Here is a 16,960-nt window from a genome sequence, read left to right as displayed (position 1 = left end):
GCCAAGGAGAGTGCTAGTGCGAAGAAATCAGCAGGTGCTGAGACTATCGACCGTGGATGCGGTAAATGCAAACGATGTAAAGGTCCTAAATGTAAGAAATATCCGAAATAATTGATAGTTATGTAATTAGTAGAATATTACGTAATATATTACGTAGGATATATATATAGCATATATATGTAGTTTATAAATTTTATTACTCATTTAGGCAGTATAGTTATGTAGTTTTGTTACGTTTGTAACAATATAGTTGGATTAGTGATTTAACAATTTGGTTATACGATTCAACAGTTAGGGGTTAATGATGAACCGATGGCAGCGATTATTTGAAGGCATACGAACAGAGATTAAGGCATTTATCTTTTTCTCTGTTTTGTTGACTGCATTTAGAATCGTGTTTCTTGCAGTATTTCAATCACAACTAGCTTCCGTGACGATGGAGAATATCCTCACATCCTTATGGCTAGGATTTAGATTGAGTCTCAAGACCGTCGGTTCTTTGTGTTTACTAGGCTTTTTAGGGGGGACGTTGGTACATACCTTTGTGCCAAAATGGCCGTCCTTGCGCATTAAACAGGTCCTCTACTCCATTGCGACTATATTGTTGACCTTCCTGTTTTTGGGACGCATTCCGTTCTACAAGATATTTAACTCTTCCTACAATGCGATGCTCATCAACGGTAAAAACGATGATATCGGCGCCATTGTAAATACAGCTATCAACGAATATAACGCTTTAATGTACATCGTTGGAGCCGTTGTATTGAGCGCAGCGCTTTGCTATTTTTTAGTTCGTTTCCTAGAGTGGGGAGCCAAGAAATATAGTGATTACGCTGTTGACCTAAGGAATGGTGATGATGCGGATAATGTAAGAAATAGTGATTCTGCAGATCATCAACGACTTTGTACTACTTGGTATCCTAAGACGAAGAAAACGCAATGGATGACGGGCATTGGATTGACTGTCGCTATTGGCGTATTAGGTCTATTCTTTAGATTTGGCGGTGCTTTCAGCTATACAAATTCTATCAACTGGGAAAGTGCAGCCCGTCTTAGTTCAAATCTGTTAAACGAAAATATCCTCGATGATGTACAAGCGCTCTATCGTGTTAAAAGCATTGCGAAACGGACGGCTGAGCTGGAGGTTATCAACTTAACACCTCAAGAGTTAAACGAAAAAATCACTTCCGTTGGTGGTAAGTTTAACGGTACAAATTTTGACGGTTCTTTCACGAGAACCATTACGACACAACGATTAGCGGATCAACCGCAGTCTATAAACCTCGTTCTTGGAGAATCCTATGGCTTGTGGCCGTTCCTTGCTGAATATAACGAGCCTGGTGCGTACCTCGTTGAGCAAGGTCGTAAATACGCTGCCAGCCCTCAAGCGATGAGCACGCAACTAGCTCTTGCCCAAGGCACAGGCACGATGCCAGCCATCAATGGTTTGTTGACAGGGATGCCTGATACAGGGCTATATCCTAACTATGAAGGTGAAAGTTTCAAAGAACCTTACGGTTTAGGCATTGGTCCTGTTATGAAAAAGCTAGGCTACAAGACTGTATTTTGGTATGGTGGCTTTAGCACATGGCAAAATGTTAAAAACTTTGTTTTATCTCAAGGTTTTGATGAATTCCACGATGCCTCTGAAATGCCAAGCGAAGACGGCAACGCTTGGGGCGTAGGCGATAAAGACTTGTTTAAAGCTATTTCTGCCTATATGAATCAGCATAGAGGGGAAAAAATCCTCAATGTGATTATGACTACCTCTAATCATCCACCGTATAGCATCAATGTGGCTAAGGAAGGCTACGATGTGAATAAGGTAAAAGGTCATTTGCCAGATTCTATCGAAGAAAACGATAAGCAATTGAACGAAATGGGCCATATTTGGTACGCAGACCATGTAATGGGTGATTTTATCGCTCGCGAAGAAACAGCAGATCCGTCTGCACTTTTCGTCATTACCGGTGACCATAGCGAACGCTTTAACTTTGCTCGTGAAGTAGGTCCTAATGTGGCATCTACTATTCCTATTATTTTTTATGGTCGCGGCATTCATAAAGATTGGCTTACGCCTAATGCGTTCGGCATGAGCATTCAAATCATTCCAACCTTAGCGGAATTGGTAGGCCGACCTGGTCAAACCTATGAAGCAATGGTACCAAGCTTGTTTACACAAGAGGAATTTGTATTTAATCATAGACTATATCTCGATAAAAGTGGCAAAGTGTTAGAACAAAGTGCGAGCATGCCTCAATCCTATGGGGATATGATTAAAAACATGCGCGAACTTGCGGCATGGCGTATTAAACATGGAAATAACATTAAATAAGGGACATTTATCTAATGATATAGTTAGAACAAGCTATATGAGTTTAAGAATTTGTAGAAACTAATTTGGCTAGTGCATGTTTAAGAGGAGCATGGAATGGAGTTAATTTCGGTCATTGTACCCGTCTATAATGTGGAATCTTATGTTGCAGAATGTATTGAGTCCATTCAAAACCAAACGTATATGAATTTGGAAATCATTTTAGTAAATGATGGTTCTACAGATGCTAGTGGTGATATTTGCGATAAGTATGCAGCCTATGATGAGCGAATACAGGTCATTCACAAAGAGAATGCTGGAGTTAGTGCTGCTCGTAATACGGGGATAGAAGCGGCTAATGGTGACTATATTGGCTTTGTGGACTCAGATGATTACATTGCACCTACTATGTATGAAGATATGTTAAAGCTCATGGCAGAACATGATTTAGATATCATAGAATGCACTGCTTTCAGAAATAATGGTGACACCAATATCGAAGGGTGCAATGACGGGTCATTAGAAATTTTTAATCGAGATGAAGCGCTAAAAATGGCTATGTACGATTGTTTTGTTGCTGTATGGAGTCAATTGTATAAGCGAAGAGTTATCAGCGATGTGCGTTTCCCTGTAGGCCGAAAATTTGAAGATTCTGCTGTATCTTATTTATTTATCGCTAATACAAAACGGGTGGGTCATATTAATCGCTGTTTGTATTATTATCGACTTAATCCTAATTCAACTACTCAAACTTCTTTTGATCCGAAATCTCGATGGGATTTTGTGCTCGGTTACGAGGAACGCTTGCAATATGCTATAGATCATCAATTACCATATGTTGATGATTGCAATAGTTTATTGATGAAAGCCGTATTATCCTGTTTAACAGCTTACTATGCAAAGCCAACGGGTAATCAAGTGTATTATGATAAATGTAAAAGAATGATTGAAACTTATCGTAATGATGCATCCTACAAACTATTAAATTCTAAATATAAGCTTTTTTTATGGTCCTTTGGTCGTGCCGATTGGATTCATAAAATAGGGGCTCGTTTATCGTATTTAGCAAAACAAGTACGTTCGTAAGTGAAAGGTAAAACTATGGCAACTGTATCTGTAATAATCTTAGCGAGAAATGAAGAACATAATATTCATGACTGCATTGAGTCTGTGCAGTTTGCCGATGAAGTTTTAGTTATCGATGATTTCAGCACCGATGACACCGTAAAAATCGCCGAAGAAATGGGTGCTCGTGTTGTACAACACGCCATGAATGGCGATTGGGGTACGCAGCAGACCTTTGGTATTGAACAAGCGAAATCCGACTGGATCTTATTCCTTGATGCGGATGAGCGCATTTCTGAGCCTCTAGCGAAAGAAATTCAAGCTATCGTTGTAAACGAACCTAATAAAGCGTATTGGATTCAACGGCGCAATAAATTCCATCATAACCACGCTACACATGGTGTATTGCGTCCAGACTATGTGCTTCGCCTCATGCCTAAAGAGGGTAGCTATGTAGAAGGCTACGTGCATCCTGCGATTATTACGCCATATCCAACAGAAAAATTACAACATCCGATGTACCATTATACCTACGATAATTGGCATCAATATTTCAATAAATTCAACAATTATACCACATTATCTGCTGAAAAATATCGTGATAATGGTAAAAGCTGTTCTTTTATCAAGGATATAATTCTGCGTCCTACCTGGGCTTTCATCAAGGTGTACTTCTTACAAGGCGGTATTCTCGATGGGAAGATGGGCTTTATTTTATCCGTCAATCACTACTTTTATACGATGACTAAATATGTAAAGTTTTACTATTTACTAAAATCCAAGGGTAAATTGTAATAGAGGGAGCATTATGTTAGGCAATTTTGGAAAACATTGGCACATAGGCCGTACTATATATGGCAAACGCACATGGCGTGAAACGAGACGCACCTTCTTACATACAATGCGCTCTTGTCGTCATGACTCAACGGTTACGGAATTTGAAAACTTCTTTAAGTCCTATACGGCAGATCCAAAGCTGTTGGAAAAACATCCAAGTCTCTATGAATTGATGAGCCGTATGTTTTTAATAAAAAACTCTACACCACAGTGGCGCTTGGAAGCACTTCGCCAGAATTTCACCATATTACAAGAGGTGTTTACGGATGAAGCGATTCAGCTCATGTATGTAGACGAAGCGGAGTTTGATTATTTCGATAAAAAACGGGGTATTACCCTTTGGAGTTCCGATGAGCTCGATATGTCTGCTCATCTATATTACGAGCCGGGACAACGTAAGGAAGGCTTCTTGACGGTTATGCTCTTGCTCGAAGATAAGGGTGTATATCATGCAAATATTCGCTTTGCTAAGGGCCCTAATGGAGAGAGAACTCTTGTTATCGGTACTATTCAAGGTTATAAAGATGGACTTGAGCGAGCTAAGAAGATTACGAAAAAGATGTATGGTTACCGTCCTAAGAACTTCATTACCTTCTTGATTCGTGAAATCGGTCGTGCTGCGCAAGTAGAATCCATACTTGCCGTATCTGATGAAGGCTTCTATGCAAATTCACATATGGTGCGCGGCAATAAATCAAAGGTAGCCGTATTAGATACCTTGTGGGAGGATATCGGCGGTACCGTATTGGAATCTGATCCAAATTATTTCACTATTCCACTTGAAGAAGAACGCAAACCTATGGAAGAGATTAAATCACAAAAACGTAGCCAATATCGCAATCGCTATGCTCTTTTAGATGAGTATGAGGCTATGATTCAAGAAAATATAAAACCGTACGTAAAGGCCTAGAGGTGTGCTATGCGCATAGCAATTTTAGAAAGTATTGTCATGCCTGCTGGTCATGAGGTGGAATTTGATCGCATCCTCATCAACGAATTAAAGCGTCAAGGTCATGAACCAGTACTATTCGTGCCGGAAAACTTTCCTTTTAAAGTAGATTATGGAGTAGATATAGTGTACTTGGAAGGTGGAGAGGTAGTGACCTATGCGGGAGCGTCTAAGTGGAAGAAGCCGTTTTTATCCATTTTACGAGAACGCCGTCGCCGTAGTTGGTTCACATCAGCAGCAGAAAAAATTAAAGAACATAATATAGATGCTTTAATCATTCCGACGGGGACATATCGCTATATTAAAGCTTTGTTAGACACGCCGTTAAAGGACAGTAAGGCAGCAGTACATGTTATCTTCCATGGCATTGGCAAGGGAGAGATGGATCGCTTTATTAAGCAAGCTCATCGTGCTAATGCGTATAGAAACGTGTACCTCGATGTTATCTCTTTGCGCGATGATATGTTGCGCCCTGATTTACCGAGAGTTCGTAAAATCTTGCCTCCTGTGTTCTTGCCATCTAGTGAATTGAGTGGAGAACAAAAGAATAGTGATACGCAAGGTAAGGTTAATATAGAAGACCAAAAAGTCCCGAATTCTACAACTTGTATAGATACTAATTTGGAAACCTCTAAATCAGCAAATAAACCGATAAAATTGGGTTTCTTTGGTCAGTTTAGAAAAGAGAAAAATATTGAGCGCTTTATAGATGCCTTTATATCACTGAATTATGATGATTCGGTACAACTCGTCGTTCAAGGGGCAACGGTAAAGCCTGAAGATGGGGCTTTATTTGAGTCTATCATCAAGAAATATAGCCAGTATAATAATATTAAGTTCATCCATGCCAGTCTGATTGGAAAAGACTGGGATACAGCCTTATTGAGTGTAGATGCTTTATTATTGCCGTATGGAGCAGAGCGATATCGCTATCACTGGGCGGCTATGTTGTTCACTGCTATTGGCTTTCACAAGCCTGTTCTTATATCTCCAGAGATCAATCCAGAGGTATTAGAACAGTATTCTATTGGGGAATTTTTAAATTTAGATGATGCACATTCCATCAGACAGGGGATTCAAGAGTTTGTAGAGAATTTACAGCATCATAAAGAGCAATATAATCAGGGGTTAATAGATGCAAATGAGGACTACAGTCACCGTGCATTAATTAAATCCATCATACATGTATAAGGGGTATTATGTAAGGTTTGTAGTTTATATGTTGTAAGGGAGAATTAATATGGGGGTATTATCAAGTGTAAGATTAGAATCATGGATTGCCATTATGATTACGTTGATGGCATGCTTTACAAGGCTATCCATGGCAGCTGGTCAAGTATTTTATGTTATTGCTATTTTGTTAAGTATTTTCTATATTTGGAAACATAGGCATGATCTATATGTTCCGTCCTATGTCAAAAAATATAGTAAAACATTTGCTCTAATGTTGTTATCGTTATTGCCTTCCGCAGTATTAACAAACAATATAGCTGTAGGATTACCTGAATTTATCAATGTTTGGCTGTGGAGGATTCCTGTATTTTTCGTTATCGCCCTGTGTATTCGTGATAAGAAAACATTATTTACGATGCTTGCCGTATTTTTTGTGGATTTTGGTATCGATAATTTAGTAGCCTTTTATCAACATGTTTCAGGAATGACCGATAGAGGATGGGGATTTGGTAGTAGCGTGTTGACCATATCGGGCCTCATGGTTATGCTAGGGCCTATTTTTTGCGTTATTTTATTAGATTCGGCCTTTCCTAACTATGTGAAAGCATCCGCTTTATGGGCATTAGGTTGTGTTGGCTTTGGTATGTATGGCAATCAAAGTAGGGGCTCCTGGCTCTTTAATATGATTATGGTGCCTATCGTATCCTTGCCATATATACTAAAACGATTCATTTATGTAGTCGCTGTTCTCGCTGCATTAGGTGGAGTTGTATGGGGATTTAGTACACAACCACAATATGTAGCTAGGTTTGAGTCCATTACGAATACGACTACAGATGGTTCCAACCTAGGCCGCTTTGATGTGTGGACATCGTCTATTAATATGTTTAAAGACCATCCTGTGACAGGTGTAGGTATAGGTCAATGGCGTACTATATATGAAGCATCCTATCGATTACCAACGGAAAATCAACATTTATATCATGCACACAATAATTTTATTCAACTTCTTGGTGAGGTAGGCCTTTTAGGTTTATTAGGGGTTCTCATCTTTTATGGATCTATTATTATTGATAATTTTGTGGTTTGGTTTAAGAATCGAGATCCTTATAGCCTCTGTGCTATGATTGCTGTTATTTGTTATGTATTTGTATTTGGTCAAGTGGAGTATACTTTAGATAATTCGTCTGGAATACGTATTATGTATTTTATGTTAGCTACGATGCTTCAATTGCGGGATAATTGAGAATCGTATAGCTGTATTGGAAAGCATTTAACTATCATTTAATAGACAATTAAGTAGGATTCAAATAGACTTAAAGAATAAATAACTACATAAAAGATAGGTGAAATCTATGTTTTTTTATAGTTTTACATATTTAAATATGATACAATATATGTAAATATTGGTACATTGTATTCGTATGATAGAGAGGTTGTTTTCTTAATATTTTGAGATTGAGAAAACAACCTTTTCTTATAATTTGGGGTATTAGTATGAATAGTTCTATCTGTAATAACAATAATAAAAAGTTATTTATTAGTAAGCTCATAGTGCTTATAGCAGATTATATAGCTATTGTTTTGGGAACATTAGCAGCCTATTATTTGCGTTTAAACTTATCAATTTTACCGGTAAGTTCAAATTTTAAGGTAGAAGAAATTTACGTATATGGTGTTGTACCTATCGTATTTTTAACTATATTGTTGCTTAATAATGCCTATTCTGTGGTAACACCTTATTGGGATACGATGAAAAATTTATTCCGTAGCATTACGATCGGTGTTGTTGTATCTATTGTTCTCATGTACACAGGACATGTCATTAATGATGTGTCTCGTTTATTTGTTGCCTTTGCTTATATATGTATGCTCGTATTTATCTTTAGCGAGCGTTTTATTGTAGGAAAAATACTTTCAAAAACAGGATATTTAACAATTCCGATTCTTCTCGTTGGGGCGGGAAAGACAGCGGAACTTGTACAAAGATCATTAGAGCGTATGCCGATTACTACCTATAAGATTATTGGTTATGTAGATGATAATCCTAAATCATCATCCATCGCTAAAGAATATCCATGCCTTGGAGCCTTTAAAGATGTAGAAAGCGTTATTAAAGATACAGGCGTTCAAAATGTACTGATTTGTGCTCCCGGACTTGAGTCTAAAAAATTAGTATCCTTGATTAATCGATTGCAAGTATTAGTAAAACGTGTGGCCTTTGTTCCTGAATTGTTTGGTTTACCAGCCAGTAATATTACAGCACGTGGTATGATGGAAGAACAAGCCGTCATATTGCGTGTACAAAATAACCTAGCGCGCAAGTCTAACCGTATTTTCAAACGTATTTTTGATATTGTAGCTACCGTATGTGGTGGTATTTTGATTTTACCGATTTTCGCTATCATTGCTATATTGATTTACTTGGATTCTCCAGGGCCTATCGTATTTGGACATAAACGTGTTGGTCAAGGAGGGAAATCATTTTCTTGTTATAAATTCCGATCCATGGTGCTCAATGCACAAGAGGCTTTGGAGCAATATCTAAAAGAAAATCCAGCAGCTCGTGAAGAATGGGAGCGAGATTTTAAATTGAAAGATGATCCTCGGGTTACAAGAATCGGTAAATTCCTTCGAAAAACAAGCCTTGATGAATTGCCACAGTTGTGGAATGTTCTCATTGGAGACATGAGCCTTGTAGGGCCAAGACCTATTGTTCGAGATGAAATTGTAAAATATGGCGATTATATAAATGACTTTTACCTTGTACCACCAGGAATTACTGGTGTTTGGCAGGTAAGTGGTCGCAGTGATACCACCTATGAAGAACGAGTTTTCATGGATTCTTGGTATGTGCATAATTGGTCTGTATGGATTGATATAGTGTACTTATTAAAAACAGTATTGGCTGTGGTGAAGTCTAAAGGTGCTTATTAATTAAGCTTTTACCATAACCATGTACCTCATAGGAAGTCATATGAATACATATCTTATTTATATTGCGCATGGCATCGGTGATTTTGTTATTGCCATGCCACTCATTCAGAGTATTAAATCGCAAGATCCAACAGCTGTTATTGATATATTCACATGCAGCGAAAAGAGACGCATTAATTTGAATAAAACGATGGTGGAATTACAAGGGGATATTCGTCATTGTTACTACTATACCAAGAATGAACCATTTCATTCTTTAATGTTTTTGTTGAAAGCAGGTTATCATAGTTATGATTATGGTATTGTGCTCGAGCATTTGAACTCTAAATACATGTCGTCATGGCCAAGCAAAATTATTAAATTTTGTTGTAAAACTACGATAGGTGCTCATAATCCCTATAATGGGGCTACTTATGATAAAGAGATTATTCGTCCTGAGAGTTACTATATATATAATTTGGAAAATGATATTCTTGAACAATTAGGCTTTGAACGAATAGTTATGCACCGTGAATCTTATTCTCTTGATAAGAATCCTGCATTAAAACCAATCGTAATTAACCATCCATCTATCGTATTTTGTATAGGCTCAGGTCATGTAGCGAATGAAAAATTACATAATACTTATGCATTAAGTCTTAAGTCATGGCCGACTAAGAATTGGGTTGAACTCGGCAATAAACTTGTTCAACGAGGTTATGAGGTTGTCCTTATTGGTGGTTCAATGGAACAAGGTATGATTGAACCTTATCATGATGAATTAGATTCACGTATTGTTAGTTTTATAGGAAAACATTCTATTAAAGAGAGTTTTCAAGTGGTACGAGAAGCAGATCTTGTTGTTGGTGTAGATACAGGGCTTATTCATGCAGCCGCTATACAAGGAACTGCTACGTTAACACTATTTGGGTGTACAGATCCAATTATTGTAAAGCCATTCGGTCCATATAGTGAGATTATTCATCATGCCATAGAATGTTCACCGTGTTTAGGCTATGATCAATCCTATACATGTACTAATAATAAATGTATGCAAGGAATCTCAGTAGCGGCTGTATTAGATTCTATATTACATATTTTTGAGAGATAGAGGTAGATTATGAATATTTCCATCAAAAAAAGAGATGTTCTATGGTCTTATGGAAGTATGGCTCTCACGATGGCAGTAAATCTCTTATTATTGCCACTTTATATCTATTTCTTTACACCTGATATGGTGGGACTATGGTATGTATTTATTAGTATAGGATCCATTGCATTACTATTTGATTTTGGTTTTTCCATTACCTTTGCTCGTAATATCACGTATTGTTGGAGTGGTGCTCAAGAACTTAAAGCAAAGCATGTTGCTTTTTCTGAATCAAAAGAAGTTAACTTTTCCTTATTAAAAGCTGTCCTTAAAGCTTGTCAATCGATTTATGCTATCTTAGGTGGTAGTGCTTTAGTGTTAATGTACACTTTAGGAATGTATTATATAGGTAGCTTAGTTAGTCCGAGTTCTCGCTGGGAAGCCTATATCGCATGGGCAGCGTATGGGTTTGGAATTTTTTTAAATCTTTATTACAGCTACTATATCTCATTTCTTCGAGGTGTAGGTGCTATTACATTGGCTAATAAAAGTATTGTTTATGCTCGTTTATTGCAAATGGTATTTACGATTATTTTACTTTTATTGGGCTTTGGTATTATTGGGGCGAGTATAGGCTACCTTATATATGGTCTTGGATTTAAGCTCTTTGGGCATAGATATTTTTATAAATATGAGCATATTGGTGAGAAATTGAGATCTGCTACAAATCTTGTTGCTACATCTACAGCAGATATATTCCGAACTATTTGGTATAATGCCTGGCGAGATGGGATTGTATCTATATCTAATTATATATCAACTCAAGCAACTATTATTATTTCATCATTCTATTTAAGTTTGGCACAAACTGGTATGTATTCCATTGCTATTCAACTGACTACTGCAGTAGCTGTTGTTGCTAGTACACTATATAATACATACCAACCGGCCTTTCAAAATGCATATATCACTAAGGATCAGCCTCGTTTAAGAGAATTATTTTCTTTTTCGGTGACGTTATTTATTGTGATCTATTGGATTGGTATATTTATTTTATGGCTTGTTGGACTGCCACTATTAAATATGATTAAGTCCAATTTTGTTATTTCTGATACAGTTCTTTGGGGCGCAAGTATTATGCAATTTGTTATTTACTATCGGAATTGTTATACATCTTATTTCTCTTGTACTAATCGTATTATCTATGTAAAAAGCTTCATTTTATCTTCTGCAATAGGTCTTGTGCTATCTCTTGTATTTATGGAATTTTTCGATCTTGGTATTTTGGGGTTACTTGGTGGGATAATTTTATCTCAATTGATGTATAACAGTTGGTACTGGCTCTACAAGACGCATAAGGAAATGGATATGAGTTGGATAGAATCTATTGTGAAAGGTATTGAAAGTGCTCTTAGTAAAGTTAAGAGGTAAATTATGAACACAGAACCAATACGGGTTTTGCAAGTCATTGGTATCGTAGCTGGTGGCGGAGTAGAATCCGTTGTGATGAATTATTATAAACATATAGATCGTTCAAAGGTACAATTTGACTTTGTTGTACATGATGACAATATCGTAGATATTACAGATACAGTTGAGTCTATGGGTGGTAAAGTTTATAAAGTACCATCGTATTCTAAAAATATATTTGGTTTTATGCAAGGTGTTTATAATATAGTAAAAAAACATAAGTATAACGTTGTTCATTGCCATATGACGACATTGGGGGTGTTTTCACTAGGTCCTGCATGGCTAGCAGGTGCTAAGGTTCGCATTTTACATGGTCATAATACAACTGTTAAAAGTGAAACTAAGCGTAATATTATGAAAATGGCTTTACGACCTCTATCTGTATTTGTGGCTAATAGACACTTTGCATGTAGTAAGACGGCAGCATGTTGGCTATATGGTTCTGATAAAGATTCACAAATCATTAATAATGCAATTGATGTAGAATGTTTTCAATATAAAGAAGAGACAAGTCAAGCATTGCGAAGGGAATTAGGATTAGAGGATAAGTTTGTTATTGGCCATATAGGGCGATTTGTATATCAGAAAAATCACGCATATCTAATACGACTTTTTTATCAAGTGGCTAAACAACTGCCATCTGCACATCTTGTGCTTGTTGGAGATGGTCCATTGCGAGAAAGTGTATTAGATCAATTGAAATCATTAGACCTATTTGAGAGAGTGACTTATTTAGGCTTACGTAATGATATATATAGATTGTATAGTCTATTTGATGTATTTTATTTTCCATCTTGGTATGAAGGTCTAGGGGTAGTAGCTATTGAATCTCAAGCAGCAAAACTACCAATATTGATGAGTAATTTTGTACCAGATGAAGCTATTATTGATTCTTCATTAGTAAAACATATAGGCATTACTAATGAAGATATAGATATTTGGATTAATGAAACTAAGCGTATTTATAATGATATAAATCAGCTTCATGATGGTGCAAATCCTCGTATTGGTATAAATAATTGTATAAATACTGAGGGCTATAATATTCAATTAGAAGCTAAACGTTTAGAGGAGCTCTATTGTGAATACAGTAAAGGCTAGTACTAAACAATTAAATATTTTAGTTGAGATCATGCATGGTTTAGGTGATACAGTATGTGCTTTAGCATTATTAAAAGGAGTGCGGTATTTATATCCTGATGCAAAGCTAACCGTACTTTGTAAGATGAACGCAGGCCGTGATATTGTTGAATCTTCATATATTCCTATAGATAAGATTATTGTTCTTGATGTATATAAGAATATATATACATCATTTAAAACAATAATAAATTTAAGAAAACAAAATTTTGATATAGGGATTAGTGCTGGGATTACACCAGTAAAAAAATCACAACTTTTTATGAAATTATGTGGGGTAAAACAACATCTAGGTTTTCAAGCTTCAGGTACTAATAAATATGATTATGATATACATTTTGTAGAAGCAAATGTAAAGACTATAGGATTAGATTTTAATGATGAATTTAGACCACAATTATATATAGATATTAATAGTGATAAAATTATAGATCATTACTTTTATGGTCTAGACAAATCAAGACCTATTATTGGTATATGTATTGGTAATGCAGATCCATCTCTTACTAATCGTTGGTTACGGACGGGACGAGTCTTTCCTAAAGCTTGGGGAATTACTCGAATGCGTGAGCTTATAAAGCTATTAGTAAATAAAGACTATCAAGTTGTTTTAATTGGTGGAAATCAAGAGGAGCCTCTATTAGAGGAACTACACGAGTTTTTAGGATTATCAAAAGTTGTAAATTTAGTAGGTAAATGTAGTATTAAGCAGAGTATGGCAGCTATTAAGCGTTGTACCTGTTCTATAGGTATTGATACGGGGATGCAACATATTGCAGGAGCTTTATCTGTACCAACTGTATCTATATTTGGACCTACAAATCCTAAATATATAGGGCCGTTTTCAAGATGTAGTTACTTTGTAGAACATGAGGTGAGTTGCAAGTATTGTTATGGAACAGATAGGTATATTCATTGTAAACATCGTCGTTGTTTGACGGAAATTTCACCTCAGCAAGTAATGGATATAGTAGAGAGGGTATTAGAAAAAATTTTTATATAGATATAGAGCTATAGTATTTTATATAGTTTCATAGATGAATATCTAGATAGATTGAGAGGATAATAAATGATACATGAGAGCTTATTTAAATATATTCGATACTTATTTGTAATTTTATTAATATGTTTGCCTTTCAATCGTATTTATCCTGAGTTTAGACCAAGGTTTTTAGCAGGTATAATGAGTAGTGAATTAGCCATATTTCCTTTAATTATTATAGTAAGTATTGTCTTATATAATAGATGGAAATATAAAGTACCTTTTTACAAGGAAAAAGTATTTATATTTTATAGTCTTATTTATATTATATTTTTATTATTCTCTTCAATTGTAGGATTATTGATATATCCTTATTATGATCAGATTCCAATTTTGGCGAATCAACAATTGCCAGAAGTAACTTCTATATTGAATATAGTTCAACGTCTAAAAATTCCAACTGATTTAATATATCAATTTAGTATTATACTTATAGTAAGTAAATTAATATATGCAGCAATTATTCGTTATATTTGGACCTTTGGTATATCCTACATGATTTTTAATTGTTATTGGAATCGATTAGGAGAATTAAAACAAGATTTGCTAAAGGGGATTAGTATTTTATTAGGTATTTTAATATCGTTCAGTTGTATTGAAGCCGTTCATTTATCCGGGATTGCATGGGGAACTGATATAGTTAAATCTATAAATCCACATTTTTATTTAATCGGCGAAGATCAGAATGGACAGTGGCCTCCTTTAATTTGGGAATATCAATTTAGATCTGTTACACCTGAGCCATCATTTCTTGCAATGATTTTGGGATTTTTATTACCTTTTATTTGGTATAAAATATATCAAACAAGAGACAGTATTAATAGGGGATTATGGATATTTATTTTGTTTATATCTACTATATTATTGTTTTTGACACAATCTAGAACAGCTACAACAGCTTTTGCTTTAGAATTATTTATTTTAATTATTATTTTATTTATTAATAGTATTAAATCCCAAACTTGGAGAGTTAATGGTCAATATATTGTACATATAATAAGTGTTACAATAGTAGCATTGTTCTGTTCGATTCAATTTATTTCTAACTTTATGACGCCACCGGTAGAGAATTTTAGTAAAGTTGTAAATTTTAGTACTTATATGAATAATAATTTTATATCAGGTAGTACAATTAATAAGTTATTTGATAATATCAATTTAACTAATAATATATATCACAATAAAAAAAATTCAGATAAATCTCAAAAAAACTTAGAAAATTCTAGTGATTTTATTAAAGACTTAGAATTAGATAGTAATAATTCTAAAGAGACTCGTTCTAGTAATATTTCAAGAAAAGAAAATATTAGAATGGAGTTTGAAATCTTTAAAACTCATCCTATATTAGGTGTTGGAACTGGATTAAGTGGGATGTATAAGACAGATTTAGTTAATCCTGAATCAATGAATAATGAGTTAGAACGTTGGACTTATATGCAAAAAAAAGTAGGAATTATTAAAGCTGTATTCCCTGTAGCGAGTCAATATACAACATTATTAGCCGAGCAAGGTATATTAGGATTACTATGGTTTATGGTGCCAGAGCTAGTTTGTTTGTTTATATTAGTTAGGAAAATTTATGTTGCTAGCAATTTAGATATGTTCTCTGTAGCTATATTAATAAGTTTATTAGGTTTTACCTTAATTGGATTTACAACATCATTTTATTTAACTTATATGTATTGGATTCTATTGTCTTTTGCTGGAATTGCTGTATTTAAGACAGATAATTAAATTGTATCTAGACTCTCTAATATTAACTAAATTATTTAACTCAGAAAATTTCAGCTATAGATAAACTATATTGTGTAAATATATATTTTTTATTATAAACGTATTAATTGAAAGGGAAGCATATGAATAAGAATTTGGGGATTGAACTCTTTCGTATAGTTTGTATGCTGTTCATAATAGCATTTCATATGTCAGATCATGGTGTTATATCTATTAATAGTTCTATGCCTATTACAGGGAATTGGTTAACACTTGCATTTGCGAGGCTCGGTGGAGCTATAGGGAATTGTGCCTTTGTTATAATTGGTGGTTATCTATTATGTACAAAAGAATTTGATAGTCGTCGTGTTATTAAATTATGGTTACAAACACTTTTTTACTCTATTATATGTGGTCTTATAGCCTTTAAAATAGGAATTATTGATATAAGTATAAAAAGGGTTATAATGATGCTATTGCCAATTACCTATAATGAATATTGGTTTATATCATCCTATCTGATTTTAATGCTATTAGTACCTTTCTTAAATCCGTTATTACAGAATATATCAAGAAATAAGTATAGAGGATTTATAGGTATTGGTATACTTATATTTAGTCTTATTCCAACAATAACTCGTTATTTTTGGATGGATTCAAATAATTTGATACTATTTTTTATAGTACTATATGCAGTTGGGGCTTATATTAGAATCTATTCTATTCCAGGTAATACAAAGTATCTTTTATATGCTGTATTATTAATGAGTCTTGTAGGTACTTCTATGTGGTCTTCAGCATATATAAATCAGACTTTTAATAAAAATATAGATATTTTTACTTTAGTATGGCCAACATATAGGTTTCCTGGATTATTAACAGCATTATGCCTATTTCTAGGTTTTAAGGATTTACAATTACCTTATGGTAAGATAATTACCTTTTTCTCTACATCTGTATTTAGTGTATATCTTCTCCATATAGGGCGGTTGCAAAAATGGATATTCCTTAGCTTATTAGACGACTCTTATGTTTATACTCAATGGTATTTCCCTTTATGGTTAATAGCGATAGTATTACTTGTTTTTATAACCTGTGTGCTTATTGATAAGATACGTATCTACTTTGTAGAACGGCCAATGGATCCATTAGTAAAATCGCTGGCGGGACGGTTAAACACATGGCTTAAAAGTAAAGAGATTATTTAGAATTTAGTGTTTAGGGAATTAATATACTTTTTAGTATTAATAT

The 16,960-nt window shown here is 34.8% G+C and carries 13 protein-coding genes; all 13 read left to right on the top strand.

What is annotated here, in order from left to right:
- Window positions 1-301 precede the first annotated feature (301 nt).
- On the top strand, window positions 302-2,335 hold the full coding sequence (locus KH286_RS02945; RefSeq protein ID WP_156697394.1) for an LTA synthase family protein: 2,034 nt from the start codon (window positions 302-304) through the stop codon (window positions 2,333-2,335).
- Between the two features lie 96 nt (window positions 2,336-2,431).
- Window positions 2,432-3,400, top strand: a complete 969-nt coding sequence (locus KH286_RS02940) for a glycosyltransferase (RefSeq protein ID WP_174892115.1) — start codon at window positions 2,432-2,434, stop codon at window positions 3,398-3,400.
- Window positions 3,401-3,415: 15 nt separating this feature from the next.
- Window positions 3,416-4,174 carry a glycosyltransferase family 2 protein gene (locus KH286_RS02935; RefSeq protein WP_174892116.1) on the top strand — a complete coding sequence of 253 codons (759 nt, stop codon included), beginning with the start codon at window positions 3,416-3,418 and terminating at the stop codon, window positions 4,172-4,174.
- Window positions 4,175-4,187: 13 nt separating this feature from the next.
- Window positions 4,188-5,126, top strand: a complete 939-nt coding sequence (locus tag KH286_RS02930) for a VirK/YbjX family protein (protein ID WP_278617584.1) — start codon at window positions 4,188-4,190, stop codon at window positions 5,124-5,126.
- A gap of 9 nt (window positions 5,127-5,135) precedes the next feature.
- Entirely contained in the window at window positions 5,136-6,356 is a 1,221-nt protein-coding gene (locus tag KH286_RS02925; RefSeq protein ID WP_278617583.1) for a glycosyltransferase, read from the top strand.
- A 49-nt stretch (window positions 6,357-6,405) separates the two neighbouring features.
- The gene (locus tag KH286_RS02920) at window positions 6,406-7,584 is read left to right on the top strand and encodes an O-antigen ligase family protein (RefSeq protein ID WP_278617582.1); all 1,179 of its coding nucleotides are present in this window, start codon (window positions 6,406-6,408) and stop codon (window positions 7,582-7,584) included.
- Between the two features lie 251 nt (window positions 7,585-7,835).
- A complete protein-coding gene (gene wbaP / locus KH286_RS02915) occupies window positions 7,836-9,275 on the top strand; it encodes an undecaprenyl-phosphate galactose phosphotransferase WbaP (protein ID WP_278617581.1) in 1,440 nt (479 codons plus the stop codon).
- A 40-nt stretch (window positions 9,276-9,315) separates the two neighbouring features.
- Window positions 9,316-10,365: a glycosyltransferase family 9 protein gene (locus tag KH286_RS02910; protein ID WP_278617580.1), complete on the top strand. Its 1,050-nt coding sequence runs from the start codon at window positions 9,316-9,318 to the stop codon at window positions 10,363-10,365.
- 9 nt (window positions 10,366-10,374) lie between these two features.
- On the top strand, window positions 10,375-11,775 hold the full coding sequence (gene wzx / locus KH286_RS02905) for an O-unit flippase-like protein (protein ID WP_278617579.1): 1,401 nt from the start codon (window positions 10,375-10,377) through the stop codon (window positions 11,773-11,775).
- A gap of 3 nt (window positions 11,776-11,778) precedes the next feature.
- On the top strand, window positions 11,779-12,915 hold the full coding sequence (locus tag KH286_RS02900; protein ID WP_278617578.1) for a glycosyltransferase family 1 protein: 1,137 nt from the start codon (window positions 11,779-11,781) through the stop codon (window positions 12,913-12,915).
- Complete coding sequence (locus KH286_RS02895) at window positions 12,896-13,957, top strand: glycosyltransferase family 9 protein (protein ID WP_278617577.1); 1,062 nt, start codon at window positions 12,896-12,898, stop codon at window positions 13,955-13,957. Before KH286_RS02900 ends, KH286_RS02895 begins: the two co-directional genes overlap by 20 nt.
- A 180-nt stretch (window positions 13,958-14,137) precedes the next feature.
- Entirely contained in the window at window positions 14,138-15,730 is a 1,593-nt protein-coding gene (locus KH286_RS02890; RefSeq protein ID WP_278617576.1) for an O-antigen ligase family protein, read from the top strand.
- A gap of 122 nt (window positions 15,731-15,852) precedes the next feature.
- Window positions 15,853-16,917, top strand: a complete 1,065-nt coding sequence (locus KH286_RS02885; RefSeq protein ID WP_278617575.1) for an acyltransferase — start codon at window positions 15,853-15,855, stop codon at window positions 16,915-16,917.
- Window positions 16,918-16,960 lie beyond the last annotated feature (43 nt).

The organism is Veillonella parvula, from assembly GCF_018378075.1.
GTDB lineage: Bacteria > Bacillota > Negativicutes > Veillonellales > Veillonellaceae > Veillonella > Veillonella parvula_K.
Note: the sequence above shows the minus strand (reverse complement) of the source record. Positions and strands in the feature narration are given on the sequence as shown.

Excerpts from the sequence above, each read along its gene's own strand:
- KH286_RS02945 (WP_156697394.1), top strand. The coding sequence starts at position 302 with ATGATGAACCGATGGCAGCGATTATTTGAAGGCATACGAACAGAGATT.
- wzx (WP_278617579.1), top strand. The coding sequence starts at position 10,375 with ATGAATATTTCCATCAAAAAAAGAGATGTTCTATGGTCTTATGGAAGT.
- KH286_RS02920 (WP_278617582.1), top strand. The coding sequence starts at position 6,406 with ATGGGGGTATTATCAAGTGTAAGATTAGAATCATGGATTGCCATTATG.
- wbaP (WP_278617581.1), top strand. The coding sequence starts at position 7,836 with ATGAATAGTTCTATCTGTAATAACAATAATAAAAAGTTATTTATTAGT.
- KH286_RS02935 (WP_174892116.1), top strand. The coding sequence starts at position 3,416 with ATGGCAACTGTATCTGTAATAATCTTAGCGAGAAATGAAGAACATAAT.
- KH286_RS02900 (WP_278617578.1), top strand. The coding sequence starts at position 11,779 with ATGAACACAGAACCAATACGGGTTTTGCAAGTCATTGGTATCGTAGCT.
- KH286_RS02890 (WP_278617576.1), top strand. The coding sequence starts at position 14,138 with ATGAGTAGTGAATTAGCCATATTTCCTTTAATTATTATAGTAAGTATT.
- KH286_RS02910 (WP_278617580.1), top strand. The coding sequence starts at position 9,316 with ATGAATACATATCTTATTTATATTGCGCATGGCATCGGTGATTTTGTT.
- KH286_RS02930 (WP_278617584.1), top strand. The coding sequence starts at position 4,188 with ATGTTAGGCAATTTTGGAAAACATTGGCACATAGGCCGTACTATATAT.
- KH286_RS02925 (WP_278617583.1), top strand. The coding sequence starts at position 5,136 with ATGCGCATAGCAATTTTAGAAAGTATTGTCATGCCTGCTGGTCATGAG.
- KH286_RS02940 (WP_174892115.1), top strand. The coding sequence starts at position 2,432 with ATGGAGTTAATTTCGGTCATTGTACCCGTCTATAATGTGGAATCTTAT.
- KH286_RS02885 (WP_278617575.1), top strand. The coding sequence starts at position 15,853 with ATGAATAAGAATTTGGGGATTGAACTCTTTCGTATAGTTTGTATGCTG.